General features: G+C 62.0%; 17 protein-coding genes. 6 read left to right on the plus strand and 11 right to left on the minus strand.

Annotation, left to right across the window (positions count from 1 at the left end; genetic code table 11):
- Positions 1-9: 9 nt before the first annotated feature.
- The 8 genes from H4V98_RS00800 to H4V98_RS00835 all read right to left on the minus strand — a co-directional run bounded on the left by H4V98_RS00800 (position 10) and on the right by H4V98_RS00835 (position 6,834).
- A complete protein-coding gene (locus tag H4V98_RS00800; RefSeq protein ID WP_196863403.1) occupies positions 10-996 on the minus strand; it encodes a tripartite tricarboxylate transporter substrate binding protein in 987 nt (328 codons plus the stop codon).
- 94 nt (positions 997-1,090) lie between these two features.
- The gene (locus tag H4V98_RS00805) at positions 1,091-2,827 is read right to left on the minus strand and encodes an FAD-binding protein (protein WP_196863404.1); all 1,737 of its coding nucleotides are present in this window, start codon (positions 2,825-2,827) and stop codon (positions 1,091-1,093) included.
- Positions 2,824-3,435 (minus strand): fumarate hydratase C-terminal domain-containing protein, encoded by a 612-nt coding sequence (locus H4V98_RS00810; protein WP_196863405.1) that lies wholly within the window; start codon positions 3,433-3,435, stop codon positions 2,824-2,826. Before H4V98_RS00810 ends, H4V98_RS00805 begins: the two co-directional genes overlap by 4 nt.
- A 20-nt stretch (positions 3,436-3,455) precedes the next feature.
- Positions 3,456-4,331: a fumarate hydratase gene (locus H4V98_RS00815; RefSeq protein WP_196863406.1), complete on the minus strand. Its 876-nt coding sequence runs from the start codon at positions 4,329-4,331 to the stop codon at positions 3,456-3,458.
- Between the two features lie 15 nt (positions 4,332-4,346).
- Entirely contained in the window at positions 4,347-5,339 is a 993-nt protein-coding gene (locus H4V98_RS00820) for a tripartite tricarboxylate transporter substrate binding protein (protein ID WP_196863407.1), read from the minus strand.
- Between the two features lie 72 nt (positions 5,340-5,411).
- Positions 5,412-5,768 (minus strand): succinate dehydrogenase, cytochrome b556 subunit, encoded by a 357-nt coding sequence (gene sdhC, locus H4V98_RS00825; protein WP_036806829.1) that lies wholly within the window; start codon positions 5,766-5,768, stop codon positions 5,412-5,414.
- On the minus strand, positions 5,765-6,055 hold the full coding sequence (locus H4V98_RS00830; protein WP_196863483.1) for a succinate dehydrogenase: 291 nt from the start codon (positions 6,053-6,055) through the stop codon (positions 5,765-5,767). The genes sdhC and H4V98_RS00830 overlap by 4 nt, the downstream gene beginning before the upstream one ends.
- Positions 6,056-6,117: 62 nt before the next feature.
- Positions 6,118-6,834: a succinate dehydrogenase/fumarate reductase iron-sulfur subunit gene (locus H4V98_RS00835; RefSeq protein ID WP_196863408.1), complete on the minus strand. Its 717-nt coding sequence runs from the start codon at positions 6,832-6,834 to the stop codon at positions 6,118-6,120.
- 123 nt (positions 6,835-6,957) lie between these two features.
- On the opposite strand from H4V98_RS00835, the gene H4V98_RS00840 reads away from it, so the two are divergent.
- A complete protein-coding gene (locus tag H4V98_RS00840; RefSeq protein WP_196863409.1) occupies positions 6,958-7,866 on the plus strand; it encodes a LysR family transcriptional regulator in 909 nt (302 codons plus the stop codon).
- Positions 7,867-7,984: 118 nt separating this feature from the next.
- Here the strand turns inward: H4V98_RS00840 and H4V98_RS00845 are convergent, their stop codons facing one another.
- Positions 7,985-9,325: an aspartate aminotransferase family protein gene (locus tag H4V98_RS00845; RefSeq protein WP_280757226.1), complete on the minus strand. Its 1,341-nt coding sequence runs from the start codon at positions 9,323-9,325 to the stop codon at positions 7,985-7,987.
- A 150-nt stretch (positions 9,326-9,475) separates the two neighbouring features.
- On the opposite strand from H4V98_RS00845, the gene purU reads away from it, so the two are divergent.
- Both purU and H4V98_RS00855 read left to right on the plus strand, forming a co-directional pair.
- Entirely contained in the window at positions 9,476-10,324 is an 849-nt protein-coding gene (gene purU / locus H4V98_RS00850) for a formyltetrahydrofolate deformylase (RefSeq protein WP_196863411.1), read from the plus strand.
- A gap of 75 nt (positions 10,325-10,399) precedes the next feature.
- Positions 10,400-11,320: a LysR substrate-binding domain-containing protein gene (locus tag H4V98_RS00855; RefSeq protein ID WP_196863484.1), complete on the plus strand. Its 921-nt coding sequence runs from the start codon at positions 10,400-10,402 to the stop codon at positions 11,318-11,320.
- Between the two features lie 61 nt (positions 11,321-11,381).
- Here the strand turns inward: H4V98_RS00855 and H4V98_RS00860 are convergent, their stop codons facing one another.
- The gene (locus H4V98_RS00860; protein ID WP_196863412.1) at positions 11,382-11,528 is read right to left on the minus strand and encodes a hypothetical protein; all 147 of its coding nucleotides are present in this window, start codon (positions 11,526-11,528) and stop codon (positions 11,382-11,384) included.
- Between the two features lie 456 nt (positions 11,529-11,984).
- Here H4V98_RS00860 and H4V98_RS00865 point away from each other — a divergent pair, with 456 nt between their 5' ends.
- The 3 genes from H4V98_RS00865 to H4V98_RS00875 all read left to right on the plus strand — a co-directional run bounded on the left by H4V98_RS00865 (position 11,985) and on the right by H4V98_RS00875 (position 14,723).
- Positions 11,985-13,487: an FAD-linked oxidase C-terminal domain-containing protein gene (locus H4V98_RS00865; protein WP_196863413.1), complete on the plus strand. Its 1,503-nt coding sequence runs from the start codon at positions 11,985-11,987 to the stop codon at positions 13,485-13,487.
- A 131-nt stretch (positions 13,488-13,618) separates the two neighbouring features.
- Positions 13,619-14,005, plus strand: a complete 387-nt coding sequence (locus H4V98_RS00870; protein WP_196863414.1) for a CidA/LrgA family protein — start codon at positions 13,619-13,621, stop codon at positions 14,003-14,005.
- On the plus strand, positions 13,998-14,723 hold the full coding sequence (locus tag H4V98_RS00875; protein ID WP_196863415.1) for an LrgB family protein: 726 nt from the start codon (positions 13,998-14,000) through the stop codon (positions 14,721-14,723). Before H4V98_RS00870 ends, H4V98_RS00875 begins: the two co-directional genes overlap by 8 nt.
- Positions 14,724-14,855: 132 nt before the next feature.
- Here H4V98_RS00875 and H4V98_RS00880 read toward each other — a convergent pair whose 3' ends face one another.
- Positions 14,856-15,425, minus strand: coding sequence for a polymer-forming cytoskeletal protein (locus H4V98_RS00880; protein WP_196863416.1), 570 nt, complete (start codon positions 15,423-15,425; stop codon positions 14,856-14,858).
- Positions 15,426-15,756: the final 331 nt, after the last annotated feature.

Here is a 15,756-nt window from a genome sequence, read left to right on the forward strand (position 1 = left end):
ATCGGCCTTTTATTTCAATTCAATCTGGAGTTCGCGGCCCAGGCGTTCATACACCTGGTACTGGTCGGAAGCGAATTTTCTGGTGTCAGCGGGCTTCATCACCCGCGGAATGCTGCCGGCTTTTTCAGTCGCGGCAGTCCACTGGGCATCCTGCGCGGCAGCAGCCAGTGTGTTCACCCAGCGGTTTGTGATTTCCTTGTCCAGGCCAGGCGGGCCATACAGCGCGCTCCAGCCAATGACCGTTTCAAGTTCCGGATAACCTGCCTCGCGCGCTGTTTGCACGTCTGGCAGATCCTTGAGTCGTTCTGGCGTCGTGGTCATCAGCGCCTGCAGCTTGCCGCCCTTGATATTGCCGATCATCGACGTGAGGTTTCCACAACTGAAATCCACATCGCCCGACAGCACAGCCATGGCCGCTTCACCACCGCCCTTGTAGGCCACCGGCACAGCGGCGTTCTTGCCGAGCTTGAGCACATCGAACAACAGTTGGGGACCAAAGTTCAGGATCGTCGCAGGGCCAGTGGTGCTGTAGTTGAGCTTGCCAGGATTGGCGCGCAGCGCATTGACCAGGTCCGCCATGGTCTTGTAGGCCGATTCGCTGCGCACTGCGCAGACCACCGGATTCAATTCCAGCAGGCCAAGGAAAGTGAAGCTGTCCCACCTGTAGTCCAGCCCCTTTTGCAGTGCCGGCAGGACGACCTGCGAGCCCACACGGGCGAGCAGCAGGGTGTAGCCGTCGGGTTTGGCGCCCTGCACTGCAAGGGAACCAATGGCCCCGCCCGCGCCCGCCCGGTTCACGGCGATCAGGCTCTGGCCCAGGGTGCGTTGCACCACGACGGACAGATTGCGCGCAGCGACATCGGCATCGCCCCCGGCGCTGAAGGGCACGATCAGCGTGACCGGGCGATCGGGGTAGGGGTGGGTTTGGGAGCTTGCCTGAGGTGCGATGGCAGACAGACCGGCCCACAGGACCAGGGTATACGGGATGGAATGCACGACGTCTCCTGTTGTTCAGATTAGAAATTCGGGCGCCAACCGGCTGGCCTGCCATGAAAAGGTCAACGCGCACGGGGCGCCTTGTTCAAGCGTTTCAAGAAACGATTGCATCCTCCTCTTGCAGGATCGTCTGGCCAGGCACGACGCGGGTGAAGTGAACCGGTTCGCGGCGCATCGACAGCGCCTGGCCGTCCTGCGTCACGACGATGTAGCTGGAGCCTTCGAGGTCGCCGGTGTGCGGATGGTCTTCGCGGAAATGTGCGCCGCGCGAGTCTTCGCGGGCCAGAGCAGAAGTCGCGATCACGCGGCCCACGGCGATCAGGCTTTTCAGGTTGAGCCAGTCGTGCCAGCTCAGGTTGAAGGCGCGGTCGCCATCGGCCACGCCAATGCCCGATAGCCGTTCGTCAAGTGCGTTCAGGGTAACGAGTGCGCGCTGCAGGCCTTGTGCAGTGCGCAAGATGCCGACGTCTTGCCACATGCAGTCGAACAGGGCCTCGCGAATCGCCTCGATGTCTCCGGGCGCCTGTGAAAACGGCGCCAGGTGCGATGCCATGCTTTGCCCGATCGCCGCTTCGTCCGGTTCGCGCAGGCGGCCCTGGCTTTTTACCCAGGCCGCCATGCTGTCGCCGGCGATGCCGCCAAACACCGTGGAATTGGCCACGCCGTTGCCTCCCAGGCGGTTGGCGCCGTGCACACCGCCCGTGTCTTCGCCAGCGGCAAACAAACCGGTCAGCGCCGTGGTGCAGTCGGCTTTGAACACCACGCCGCCCATCATGTAGTGGGCGGTGGGCACCACTTCCACCAGGCCGCCTGCCAGATCGAAACCGCAATCACCGCAACGCTCGACCATGCCCTTGAACTGCTTGCGCACCTTCTCCGGCCCGAGATGCGACATCTGGAGGTACACGCCGCCATTCGGCGACGTGCGGCCTTCGCGCATCTCGGAAAAAATGGAGCGTGACACGATGTCGCGCGTCGCGCGCTCCAGCCTCGGGTCGTAGCGGTCCATGAAGCGCTGGCCGTCGCCGTTGAGCAGGTAGCCGCCCGCGCCGCGCAAGCCCTCTTCCAGCACCGTGCCGGTCATGCGCGTGCCCGTGCCGGCAAGCAGGCCGGTGGGGTGGAACTGCACCATTTCCATGTCGCGCACCGGCAGGCCGGCCCGCAGCGCCATCGCCAGGCCGTCACAGGACTTGTCGCCGGAAGGGGTGTGGTACTTGTACATGGTCGGGCCGCCGCCGGTGGCGAGCAGCACGGCCTTGGCCTGCACGAACACGAAGCCGCCGTCCCGCATGTCGATCATCAGCACGCCCGCCAAGGCGCTGCCATCGGCTGTCTTGATCAGCTCGATGGCGCGGTGCTCTTCAAGCCGGGCAATGCCGCGCGACCAGACCTGTTCGGACAGCCGGTTGATGATCTCGATGCCCGTCAGGTCGCCCTTGTGCACGGTGCGGTCGAAGGTCTGGCCGGCAAAGGCTTTCTGGTGCACGGTGCCATCGGGGTTGCGGTCGAAAAAGCAGCCCAGCTCGTTTTCAAGCTCGTGCACCCGCTCGACCGCCTTGGTCACCAGCGTCCAGGCCAGGTCCTGGTCCGACAGCCACTTGCTGCCTTCGATCGTGTCCATGAAATGCCGCTCGACCGAATCGCCGGCGGCCAGCGCGACGTTGTAGCCGCCCTGCACCATGCGGGTACAGCCGCATTTTCCGAGCAGGCCCTTGACGGCGACGGTGATCGACAGGTCGGGCGCCGTCTGGTGCGCATGCAGGGCGGCAAACAGGCCGGCGCCGCCGGAGCCCAGGATCAGGATGTCGGTCTGCAGTCGTTTGATGTTCATGCCGTCACTCCCAGGCTGGCCAGCGCTGCGGCCCTGTTGCCTGCCGTGCTTTGCTTGAGCTCGTCATACAGGCTGCCGCCATGGCTGTCCATTGCCACCAGCAGCGGGCCGAAATTGCGAATCCTGAATTTCCAGAGCGACTCGGGGTTCAAATCGTCCATGTCGACGTCTTCGATCTGCTCGATCCAGGTGGTTTCCAGCGCGGCGGTACCGCCGACAATGGCCAGGTAGACGCCGCCCAGCTCCCTGAATGCAGACAGCGAGCCGTCACGCAGGCCGCCCTTGCCGATGACCATGCGCACGCCGTAGTCGGTCATGAGCGGCCGGGTGAAGCGCTCCATGCGGTCGGAAGTCGTCGTGCCAATGCAGATCGGCCGGTAGCCGGCCGGGTATTCAGCAGATTTCTCAACCTTCTGCACATTCGGCGCGGTATGGATCACGGCATGGCCGTGCATGTCGAACCTGGCCTGGCGCCCATGGTCGAACATGTGGATCTGCGTCGCATCGCGGATGCCGAACAGCGTGGCTTGCAGGGTGACCGTGTCGTTGATGCGCAGCTGACGGATTTGCGCCTCGGTGACCGGCGTGGAGAGTTCGTGATGCGCCATGCTTAATTCCTGAAAAAGTCCTAATAGCCGTAGGTCACGCCTGCAGGCGTGAACGTTGCGCGGGCGCGCCGCGCCGAATGGCACTGCATGTTGACGGCGATGGGGTTCATGGTGATGTGTGTCGAGGCCAGCTCGATCTGCACCGCGAACGCCGTCGAGTCGCCGCCCAGGCCCTGCGGTCCCACGCCCAGCTGGTTGACTGCGGCAGACAGCGCCTCTTCCAGCCGGGCGCCTTCCGGATCGCTGCAGCGGCTGCCCAGTTCGCGCGTGGCCGCGCGCTTGGCCAGCGCCACGCTCAGGTCGGATGTGCCGCCAAGGCCCACGCCGACGATGGTTGGCGGGCAGGTCTTGCCGCCGGCTGCCAACACACAGTCGATCACAAAGGTCTTGATGGCGTCGATGCCCTCGGCCGGAATGGCCATTTTCAGGAAGGAATTGTTTTCCGAGCCGCTGCCCTTGGGGATCATTTCGATGTCCAGCAGGTCGGGCGTCGGGCTGAAATCAATGTGAATGACAGGCACCTCAATGCCGCAGGAGGTGTGGTTGTTCTTGCGCGTCAAAGGATGCACCACCGAGGAGCGCAGCGGATGTTCGCGGGTGGCACGTTCGCAGCCCCGGCGTATCGCCTGCTTGAGCGCGTGGCCGTCCACCTCTACGTTCGAGCCGATCAGCAGGTTGTAGATGGGAATGCCGGTGTCCTGGCACAGCAGGTTGTCGGTGGCCTCGGCGACCTGGATATTGGTCACCATGGTTGCCAGCACGCTTTGGGCGGTGGCGGCGGTTTCAGTCCGGGTCAGCCGGTCCAGCCCGGCCTTGACATCGGGCGGCAGCATCTTGAGCGCGCGGATGTACAGCGTCATGGCGGCGTCTTCGACCGCTTGCAAATCAATCTTCATCGGGTTTTTCTCTTGTCAGTCGGTGGTTATCTTGCGGTTTTTCACGAGGGTGGCCCATTGCATGGACTCGGCATCCATGGCCTTTGAAAATTCGGCCGGGGTGTTGCCCACCGGGGTCATTCCCTGCACGAACAGGCGCGCCTTGGTGTCAGACTCGGCCAGCACCTTGGCCGTGTCGATCTGTATTTTGGAAAGAATGCCCTGGGGCGTGCCGGCGGGCGCCAGAAAACCGAACCAGCCAGTGTTTTCGAAGCCCGGCAGGCCGCTTTCGGCCACGGTGGGAACGTCAGGCAGTTGCGCTGAACGCTGCTTGCCCGTCACGGCCAACGCGCGCAGCCGTCCCGGGCCCAGCAAGGCAGAAGCCGCGGCAAAATTGCCCACCATCATCTGGATCTGACCCGCAATCAGGTCGTTGTAGGCAACCGATTCGCCCCGGTAAGGCACATGCCTGATTTCGATGCGGGCGGCATCGGCAAAGTTTTCGCCGGCCAGATGCACCTGGCTGCCTACGCCGGCAGAGCCGAAGTTGAGCGCACCTGGCGATTCCTTGGCCAAGGCGATCAATTCTTTCACGCTCTTGACCGGCGCGCGGTCAGGCACCACGAGCAACATCGGCCCGCTTGCCACATTCGTGATGGGCGCCAGGTCTTTCCTGGTGTCAAAAGACATGTTTTTGTAGATGTGCGGATTGATGGTGATGCTGCCCGAGGCCATCAGCAGCGTGTAGCCGTCGGCCGGCGATTTGGCCACCATGTCCGCACCCAGGTTGCCGCCAGCCCCGGCGCGGTTTTCGACAACCACCGGCTGGCCCCAGAGCACCGAAAGCTTCTGGCCGATCATGCGTGCAACCACATCGGTTGAGCCGCCCGGCGAAAAGGGAACGACCAGGCGCACCGGCTTGACGGGCCAGCGTTCTTGCGCCGTGGCGGGCATGGCGCCCCATGCGGCAGCCGTGACGACGGTTGCGGCAAAAACGCGGCCCAGGGCTGAACGTCGGTTGAAGGTCATGTCGTTGTCTCCTTGTTATTGAAAAGCAGGCCTACAGCACAGCCTGGAAAAGTCAGGAAAAGCCCGTGAAAGTCAGGAAAAGAGTGACAGGGCAAAAGCCATTCCGGCAGCGGCAGCGAAACCTGCAGCACCCGCAATCCAGTCTTTGCGCAGACCCGAGGCACTGCCGAACTCGATCAGCAGCAGGCGCACGCCGCCCATCATGTGCAGCGCCAGCAGGACCACCAGGCCCCATTCGGCAAACTTGAAAAGCCCCTGGTCGGCGAAACGCAGAAAACCGTCCAGCGCGGCGGCCCCCTGCAAGGCCTGGCCCAGCGCCCAGAAATGCAGTGGCAGAAATGCCGCCAGGCCCAGGCCCGACAGGCGATGCATCAGGAAAGCCCAGTAGGCTGGATGCGCACGGGCGCGCTGGTCGTTGCGGCGCTTCATGCCGCCACGACCGCCACCACGGCACGCAGGCCCATCACCAGCAGCAGCAGCCCGAAGGCCCGCGAGAGCCAGAGCGCAGCACCTTCCCCCAGGCCCCACCACTCACGGGCAATGTTGGCCACGCCGACGGGCACATGCACCGCGCAGGCCACGACAAACACGGCGTAAAACACGGCAAAGCCCCAGTTGCCCTGCGTGCGGCCCAGGATTTCCCCGGCGCTGAGCCCGCCGCGCACGGCGTAAATCATGACCGCCAGATGCACCAGCACGCACAGCGCCAGCACCATGGCGCTGATCCGCTGCCAGTACCAGCGCTTGGCCTGCGCCACCCCGGATGCCTGGGTGGCGCTCACAGCTCGCCCCGCACGGCCGCCCTGGCCACCTTGCGCTTGAGGCCGGCAATCGACATCGTCGGGGCGAGCTGCTTGGGACAGCGTTCGGTGCAGGAACCCTGCGTGTGACAGGAATGGCAGCCCGCGTCGCCGGCCACCGCTCGCAGCCGTTCGACCTGCTGCACGTCCCGCACGTCGTTGGCCAGCGTCCAGGCGCGGTTGAGCGCCGCCGGACCCAGGTAGTCAGGCTGCCAGCTCACCACGTCGCAAGACGCGTAACAAATGCCACAGCCGATGCATTCAATGCCGGCGTCGGCCGCCTTGCGTTCCGGCGACGCCGGCTCGACCTTGGCGAAAGGCGCGTCGCGCGTCAGTTCGCCCTTGAACTGCCCCTTGGCACGCGCCCATTTGTCAAAGAATTCGCTCATGTCGGTGGCCAGGTCCTTGATCACCGGCAGGTTCGACAGCGGCGCGATTTCCAGTTCGCCGTCGGGCGCCACCTTGGAAATGTGCGTCCGGCAGGTCCAGCGCGCCTTGCCATTGACGGTCATGGCGCAAGAGCCGCACATGCCCACGCGGCAGGCAAACCGGTAGCTCAGCGAAGGCTCCAGATGGCGCTGGATATAGGTCACGACATCCAGCACGGTCTGGCTTTCGTTGCGCGGCACGTCGTATGCCGTGAACCCACCGGCTTCTTTGCCGCGCCATACCTTCACTTTGAGAGTTTTATGCATGGGCGTATTTTTGATTTGGCCAATAGAAAATAAAAGCCAGTAATAATTTCCTGAAAGTAAAGTATTTATTTATCTCGCGGTGTTCACGGGGCGACACCTGCCCTTTCAAGAACTGGAAACAAAATGCGTTCAGTACGGACCTTCAAAACTTTTCTGGCAGTGGTTCAGCACGGTAGCTTTGCGGCAGCCGGCCATGCCATTGGCCTGACGCCGGCAGCCATTGGCCTGCAGATACGCAGCTTGGAGGAAGACTTGAACCAGCAGTTGTTTGACCGGGCCAAGCGTTCGGTGGTGCTGAACCCGGCCGGGCGCAAGCTGGTGCCGGCCATTCAGGACCTGGTGCTGCGCCATGAGGCACTGGCAGCCGGCAGAGACAACGACGGACTGTCGGGTACCGTTGTGATGGGGGCGCTGATCTCGGCGTTGATGGGGTCGTTTGCCGATGCGCTGTGGACCATCAAAAAACAGTATCCGCGTCTGGAGGTACGTCTGCTTGCCGGCCAGTCTGACGACTTCATGCGCAAGGTGGAACACGGTCAGCTGGACGGCGCGGTGGTGATCAGGTCACCACATGCGCTGCCCTCGAACCTGGTCTGGACACCGCTCTACCGCGAACCCATGGTGTTGATCGCGCCTCGCCACCCGCACTTCGACCGGTCTGACGATCCAATCGAAATGCTCCGCAACAGCCCCTTCATCCGCTTCGACAAAACCACCTGGACAGGTTATCTGGTGAGCGAGGTCTTGCGGCAGTGCCATGTCAACCCGACCGATGCCATGGAACTCAATTCGTTCGAGGCCATCATGGAAATTGTGCGCCAGGGTTTCGGCATTGCCATCGTGCCGAAGCTGGCGAACGTGGACTGGTCAAGTGACCGGGGTTTGATGATCATTCCCCTGCCCGGCGTGGTGCTTGAACGCGACGTGGGCCTGCTTGAGCGCACCAGCCACCTGCGAACGGGGTTTACTGACGCAATCAAGCAGTACTTCATCGTTCACAAAAAGCAGCTCGGCCAGGATGCACTTGGCTGAAGATGCGGACAGCCATCCTGATTCTTGACCAAATCAAGCCTTTGCGCACTGTTCAAGACATGTCAATGCTATTTAAAACATAGCATCGACAAAACCGTTGATTGCGCCGCGTGGGGACTCAGGCGTGTTTGCGAACGGCGTCGGCCACCACATTGACGATGCGGTCGATGTGTTCTTTCTCGACGATGAAGGGCGGGCAGACCACCACGTTCTCGCCGGCGGGCCGCACCATGACGCCGTTGTGGAAGCATTCCATGAAGATGTCGTAGGCGCGCTTGCCCGGGCTACCTGCCACCGGGGCCAGTTCGACGGCACCGGCCAGCCCCAGGGTGCGAATGCCGATGACATTGGGCAGCCCCTTGAGGCTGCCGTGCATCGCGTCGCCCAGCACCTTGCCCATCTGGCCGGCGCGCTCGAACAGGTTTTCCTGCTGGAACAGCTCCAGCGTGGCAATCGCCGCTGCGCAGGACACCGGATGGCCTGAATAGGTGTAGCCGTGGAAGAACTCCACAGCGTATTCCGGGCTGTTGGCGCTGCCTTTCATCATGGCGTCGTAGATGCGGTCGGTGCAGATCACGCCGCCCAGCGGAATCACGCCATTCGTCACGCCCTTGGCAAAATTCAGCATGTCGGGCACGACGCCGTAGTAGTCGGCGCCAAAGTTACACCCAAGGCGGCCAAAGCCGGTGATCACCTCGTCAAAGATCAGCAAGATGCCGTGCTTGTCGCAAATCTCGCGCAGTCGCTTCAGGTAGCCCTTGGGCGGCAGGTACCAGCCGGCACTGCCGGAAATCGGCTCGACGATCACGGCGGCCACGTTGCTGGGGTCATGCAGTGGCAGGATGCGGTTTTCCAGCTCCAGCAGCAGGTCTTCGGTCCATTCAGGCTCCACGCCATTGATGTAGGCATGGCTGACCGGGTCATGGATGAAGCGCAGGTGGTCCACGCGCGGCAGCAGGGCCGCGCCATACACCTTGCGATTGGCCGGAATGCCGCCCACGCTCATGCCTCCGAACCCGACGCCGTGGTAGCCCTTTTCCCGGCCGATGAACACATTGCGGTGGCCTTCACCACGCGCCCGGTGGTAGGCCAGCGCCACTTTCAGCGAGGTGTCGGCAGCCTCCGAACCGGAGTTGCAAAACAGCACCTTGTTCAAATCGCCCGGCGCCATGCCAGCGATCATTTCAGCGGCCTTGAAGGCCTGGTCGTTGCTGGCCTGGAAGGCGGTGGCGTAGTCGAGCGTGTCGAGCTGCTTCTTGATGGCTTCGTTGATCGGCTTGCGGTTGTGGCCGGCGGTGACGCACCAAAGACTGGAAATGCCGTCAATCACTTTGCGGCCGTCATGCGTCGTGAAATGCATGCCGTCGGCGGCCACGAAAATGCGCGGGTCTTTCATGAAGCTGCGGTTGGGCGTGAACGGCAGCCACTGGTGGTCCATGTTGAAGTTCTGATAAGCCATATCGAGTCTCCCAAGGTGCGGTGAAAAATGAAGCCGGCGAATGCGGGTTGAAACTGCATTCTGGCATTCTGGCACTCTTGCACGGTGGCGCAGTGCAAAAATCGGCCGCCAGCGCGGCAAACACAGGCCACCTGCGACAATTCACCGCTTATGAATCACGCTTATATCCTGACCCTTTCATGCCCTGACCGCCGGGGCATCGTGCATGCCGTATCGGGCTTTCTTTTCGAGCATGGCGGCAATATTGAAGAGGCGGCGCAGTACAACGACCAGGGCACGGGACTGTTTTTCATGCGCGTGCAGTTTGCCTGCGTCCAGCTCGCCCACGAAGAACTCTCCAGCCGGCTGAAAACCTTCGCCGAGCCCTTGCAGATGAAATGGAAACTGCACGACAGCGCGCAGCCGATGCGCACCGTGATTCTGGTCAGCAAGGAAGGCCACTGCCTGAACGACCTGCTGTTTCGCTGGAAATCGGGCCTGCTGCCGGTGGATGTGCGCGCCATCGTCTCCAACCACCGCGAGTTCTACCAGCTGGCGGCCAGCTACAACATTCCGTTTCACCACCTGCCGGTCAGCGCCGCCACCAAGGCGCAGGTCGAGGCGAAACAGCTGGAGATCATCGAGTCCGAAGGCGCCGAGCTGGTGGTGCTGGCGCGCTACATGCAGATCCTGTCGAACGACCTGTGCAAGAAACTCGCTGGCCGGGCCATCAACATCCACCATTCTTTCCTGCCCAGTTTCAAGGGGGCAAAACCCTATTACCAGGCGCACGACCGGGGCGTAAAACTGATAGGCGCCACGGCGCACTACGTGACCGCCGACCTGGACGAGGGGCCGATCATCGAGCAGGATGTGGCCCGGGCCGACCACGGCATGACCGTGGACGACCTGACGGCGATGGGCCGGGACACCGAAAGCCAGGTGCTGGCTAGAGCCGTGAAATGGCACAGCGAACACCGCGTGGTGCTGAACGGCCACAAAACCGTGATTTTCAAATAGGCACACCGCATGGCAACTGCTGAAACTCCTTCCGCACAGACGGGCGTCCCGCCCTTTGTGCGGGGACCTGTGCCGATGGAGGCCTACGCAGTGCCCAGCGCGGCCGCCAAGCGCATACCGCCGATCCAGTGCCTGCTGACGTTTGAAGCGCTGGCGCGGTTGCGCAGCGTCACCCTGTCGGCCGAAGAATTGTGTGTCACACCCAGCGCCGTCAGCCACCGGGTCAAGCAGCTGGAGCAGATCATCGGCACCAAGTTGTTTGGCCGGGCCGATTTTTCACTGACCACCGAGGGCAGCGAATACCTGGCGCATGTGCGCGAAGGCCTGGCCACGCTGCAGAAGTTTCCCGGCACGGCCGGCCAGAGCGCCACGCCGGGCAAACGCAAGCTGCGCCTGGCGGTCACGCCGACGTTTGCGCGCTCCGTGCTGATTCCGCGCCTGCGCCAGTTCACCGACGCCTACCCCGAGATCGACCTGACGCTGCAGGTGTCGATTCCACTGCTGGACGTGGTGGCCGAAGAATCCGACCTGATCGTGCGCTTCGGCACCGGCCGCTATGCCGACCTGGAGCATGTCTGCCTGCTGAACGACGAAGTCACGCCGCTGGCCTCCCCTTCTTTCGTTCGTGAGCATGGTCCGTTCGAGGCAGCAGAAGACCTGCTCGGCGAAAACCTGTTGCGCTCCCCGCTGGAGCCTTGGCGCATCTGGTTTGCCGCCAACAAGCTGGATTGGCCCGAGCCGGTCGAAGGCTCGCAGTTCAACGACATCGGCCTGATGTGCGACTGCGCCGCTGCCGGCATGGGCATTGCTTTGGTGCGCCTGAAGCTGGGCGCACCCTGGCTGGAAAACGGCTCGCTGGTACGGCTGGACACCAACGAAGTTTTCAGCCGCAAGGTGCCCAGCCCGCATGCGCACTACCTGTGCTGGCGCACCGGCACCATGGACCGCTGGGAATGCGCGGCGTTTGCTGACTGGCTGCGCAAGAGCCTGGTTTGAGCATCAAAACTGCCTCTTGCGCATACAGCACGGGCACATAAAGCTATTAATATGATAGCAATCAGATTTCTGGCACTTCCACAAACAACTGCGCCGCGCTGAGTTCCAGCGCCACCTTGCCGCCCCGGGCAAAAGGGTGCAGCACCCACAACCCGTTATCGCGCTTGCGCAAACAGTCGGTGCTGCGCGTGTCCATGTCAATCAGCACCTATTCTTTCAGGCTGGCAAGGCGGCGGTGGTGGCTGAATTTGAGTCCTCCGGTTCTAGGCAGCGGTGCTGGGCAAGAACACTTCGGCGATCAGTTTGGGTTCGGTCTTGACCATGGCGCTGGCCAGATCGAGCGCGCTGCAGGTCACCAGCACGTCGGGTTAAAAAGTAGCTGTTGGCAGCGGCGGTACAAACAGGGTTTTGGGCGGATTGGGCCATGGCGATGTCCTTTGCGTGAATCGATGGAAAGTCACTATGAAGCGGTGTCAAAGCCTGGCGTGCTTGTCAGCCCCACGATGCCATCCGCTTGATGGGAAAACGCCAGAGCCTTGACGCAAAAAATGCGCCGCCAATTTCCGCTCCGTCCACATGCCGCATTTCACGCCGGGTTTTAAAAATCTTCACCCCGGCTAAGGCGGCTTGGACTAAAGTCAGGTTTCACTGATGGAACCTGACCATGAACGCACCCGCCTCTTCCCAGCAACGCTCTTCACTCCAACGCGCCGAGCGCCAGGCGCAAGTCGTCCGCGCCCTGGAGGCGGTATTGCCCAAACATGCGCTGCTCTGGAACAGTGAAGACACCACGCCCTACGAATGCGACGGGCTGACCGCCTACCGCGAGCGGCCGCTGGTGGTCGCCCTGCCGGAAACCTATGCCGAGGTGCAGGCGGTGCTCAAGACCTGCCATGCACTCGATGTGCCGGTGGTGGCGCGCGGCGCGGGCACCGGGCTGTCGGGTGGCGCCATGCCGCACCGGTTGGGCGTGACGCTGTCGCTGGCCAAGTTCAACAAGATCCTGAAGGTCGATGCGGCGAGCCGCACGGCGCTGGTGCAGGGCGGCGTGCGCAACCTGGCGATTTCCGAAGCCGCCGCGCCGCATGGCCTGTACTACGCGCCCGACCCGTCCAGCCAGATTGCCTGCACCATTGGCGGCAACGTCGCCGAGAACTCGGGCGGCGTGCATTGCCTGAAATACGGCCTGACGGTGCACAACGTATTGAAGGTCAAGGGTTTCACCATTGAAGGCGACGAGGTGGAATTTGGCGGCGATGCGCTGGACGCGCCGGGCTACGACCTGCTGGCCATCGTGATCGGCAGCGAAGGCATGCTGGCCGTGACCACCGAGGTCACCGTCAAGCTGATTCCCAAGCCGCAACTGGCGCGCTGCATCATGGCCAGCTTTGACGACCTGCGCAAGGCCGGCGATGCGGTGGCCGGCGTGATTGCCGCCGGCATCATTCCGGCCGGGCTGGAAATGATGGACAAGCCGATGACGGCAGCAGTCGAGGATTTCGTGCATGCCGGTTACGACCTGACGGCAGCAGCGATCCTGCTGTGCGAAAGCGACGGCACGCCGGAAGAAGTCGAAGAGGAAATCGGCCGCATGAGCGCGGTGCTGGAACGCTTCGGCGCCACGGCCATCACCGTCAGCCAGAACGAAGCCGAACGGCTGCGCTTCTGGAGCGGACGCAAGAATGCCTTTCCCGCGTCGGGCCGCATCAGCCCCGACTACATGTGCATGGACTCGACGATTCCGCGCAAGCGCCTGGCCGATATTTTGCTGGCAATTGCCGACATGGAAATCAAGTACGGCCTGCGCTGCGCCAATGTGTTCCACGCGGGCGACGGCAACCTGCACCCGTTGATCATGTTCGACGCCAACGATGCCGACCAGCTGCACCGCTGCGAATTGTTCGGCGCCGACATTCTGGAAACCAGCGTGGCCATGGGCGGCACCGTCACGGGCGAGCATGGCGTGGGCGTGGAAAAGCTCAATTCGATGTGCGTGCAATTCTCAGCCGAGGAGAACGAGCAGATGTTCGGCGTGAAGCGCGCGTTTGACCCGAAAAGCCTGCTCAATCCGGGCAAGGTGATCCCGACGCTGAACCGCTGCGCCGAGTATGGAAAAATGCTGGTGCGCGGCGGCAAGATTTCACACCCTGACCTGCCGCGTTTTTGAAACCTGCCGCGCCATTGCGCCCATGATTCCGTTGAAAAATCAGTCAGTCACACACCGTGAAGCCTGAGAACAGGCGGTGGCTTGGCACGGCAGGAAAATGACCTGTCGGATTGATCTGGAAATGGAATGACATGAATCCCCTGCGCGGAATGATGTGGCTGTTGATTTTTCAGTCGGCAGGTGAACTGCTGGGGCGTGGCCTGGCACTGCCGCTGCCCGGTCCGGTGATTGGCATGGTGTTGCTGTTGCTGGCGCTGCGCTGGCCAGCCATTCAGGAGCCGGTAGGGGCATGCGCGGAATTTTTGCTCTCACACCTTTCACTACTGTTTGTTCCGGTGGGCGTGGGCGTGATGACCCATCTTTCACTGGTAAGCCAATACGGAATCCGCATGTTGGCTGTCGTCGTGTTGTCCACCGTGGCCGGACTGGCAGTGACAGTGCTGACACTGCACCTGCTCAGGGATCGAGGCCATGGTCCGACAGCAATCACGGCTTCGGCAAAGGATGGCGATGTCTGATTTTGTCCAGCTGTGGGTTTATCTTTCGACCACGCCGCTGTTCGGCCTGACCGCGACGCTGATGGTGTATGTGCTGGCACATGCCCTTTACGTTCGTGCCGGTCATGGGCCGTGGGCGAATCCGGTGCTCTGGTCGGTCGTGATATTGGCCTGCGGACTGCTAGGCACCGGCGTGTCGTATCCGACCTACTTTGCCGGCGCGCAATTCATACACTTTCTGCTGGGCCCTGCGGTTGTGGCGTTGGCCTGGCCGCTTTGGCTGCGCCGCACCGAATTGCGTCAGCGTTGGGGTCGGCTACTGGTGGCGGCACTCGCCGGGGGAAGCGTAGCGGCGCTCTCGTCATTGCTGCTCGGATGGATGCTTGACCTGCCAAGGGAACTGATTCTTTCGCTGGTGCCCAAATCGGTTACCGCACCCGTTGCGATGGGCATTGCCGAGCAGATTGGCGGCATTCCTGCCCTGGCGGCGGTTTTTGCGGTGATCACCGGTCTGGTCGGCGCATTGTGCGGTAAATACTTGTTTGCCGCATTGCGCATCCCGACGACGACGCAAGGCTGGGCGGCGCGGGGCTTTGCCCTGGGAACGGCATCGCATGGTATCGGGGCAGCGCGTGCGATGCAGGTGGATGCAGATGCCGGAGCCTACGCAGGTCTGGCGCTGGGCATGCAGGTTGTGCTGGCATCGCTGCTCATTCCACTGGTTTTCAGGCTCTTTTGATCACGTTGGACTACGCTTGCCGCCAATGATCGGAAAAGGGACAAATCGAACTTGAACGACCAATGTCCAAAAAAATAGCAGCTCAAGTCCACACGACAAGCGCAAAAGCCACTATTCGATAATATTAAACAGTCATGCAGCCTGCAAACCGGACTTGGCCACCACGGCGGGCTTGAGGCTGCCGCCCTGGGTGCCAAACACAATTTCGCCCGAAAGCTGGCCGCCTTCTTCCACCACCAGCTTGCCGTAGCGGATGGTGCCGGTGACCTTGCCGGTGGCGTAGATCACCAGTTTCTGGCGAACAATCAGGTTGCCATCGAATTCTCCCCAAACTTCCGCAATCTCGACCTCGGCCGAACCCTTGAATGCGCCCTGCTCGGAAATCTGGATGACACGCGAGTTCATGGTGGCTTCCACCGTGCCTTCAACGACCAGCGTGTCACAGTCGGTAATTTCGACGCCCTTGAGCTTGATGTTGGGTCCGACCGTCAGTTTGCTGCCGCTGTCCCGTTCATTCACCGCAGGGGCAGCTGGCTCACCCGCCATCGGCCGGGTCATGTTTTGCGTTCCTGTTGCGGGGGAAGCGGAATGCACCGGGCCGGCGGGCGTTGCGCCAGGACCTGTGTAGTTGCCGCCCACAGCAGGCCGTACACCGGTGGTTGGAATTTCATTGTCGCGCTTGCCAAAAAACGGTGTTGCCATGTCATGTCCTTCAAAACCATTCATCCTACGTTGCGAAATAGGCAAAGACCTTCTGTCCGAATGCAAGATGAGTAACTAATTAATTTTTCATGCCCAAAAATCTTTCATACAAATCCCGCAGGCCACTCCATCAGAACTGAGTGTCAGTTCATTCATCAGTGCGACCCACACGCGGTGCGGACTATCTAAAAGATAGTCAGTCAAGTCACGACAGGCATCAAGTTGCACCATCAACTCCTCGGCCGCGGCAGAGCGAAACCCGCCGCCCACTTTGCAGAACGCAAAGCGTCGGCAAGCGTTTTGCACGCGCCTTGCCATCGCGTCGTGTCAA

This window comes from Polaromonas sp. CG_23.6, assembly GCF_029892315.1.
Classification (GTDB): Bacteria; Pseudomonadota; Gammaproteobacteria; order Burkholderiales; family Burkholderiaceae_C; genus Polaromonas.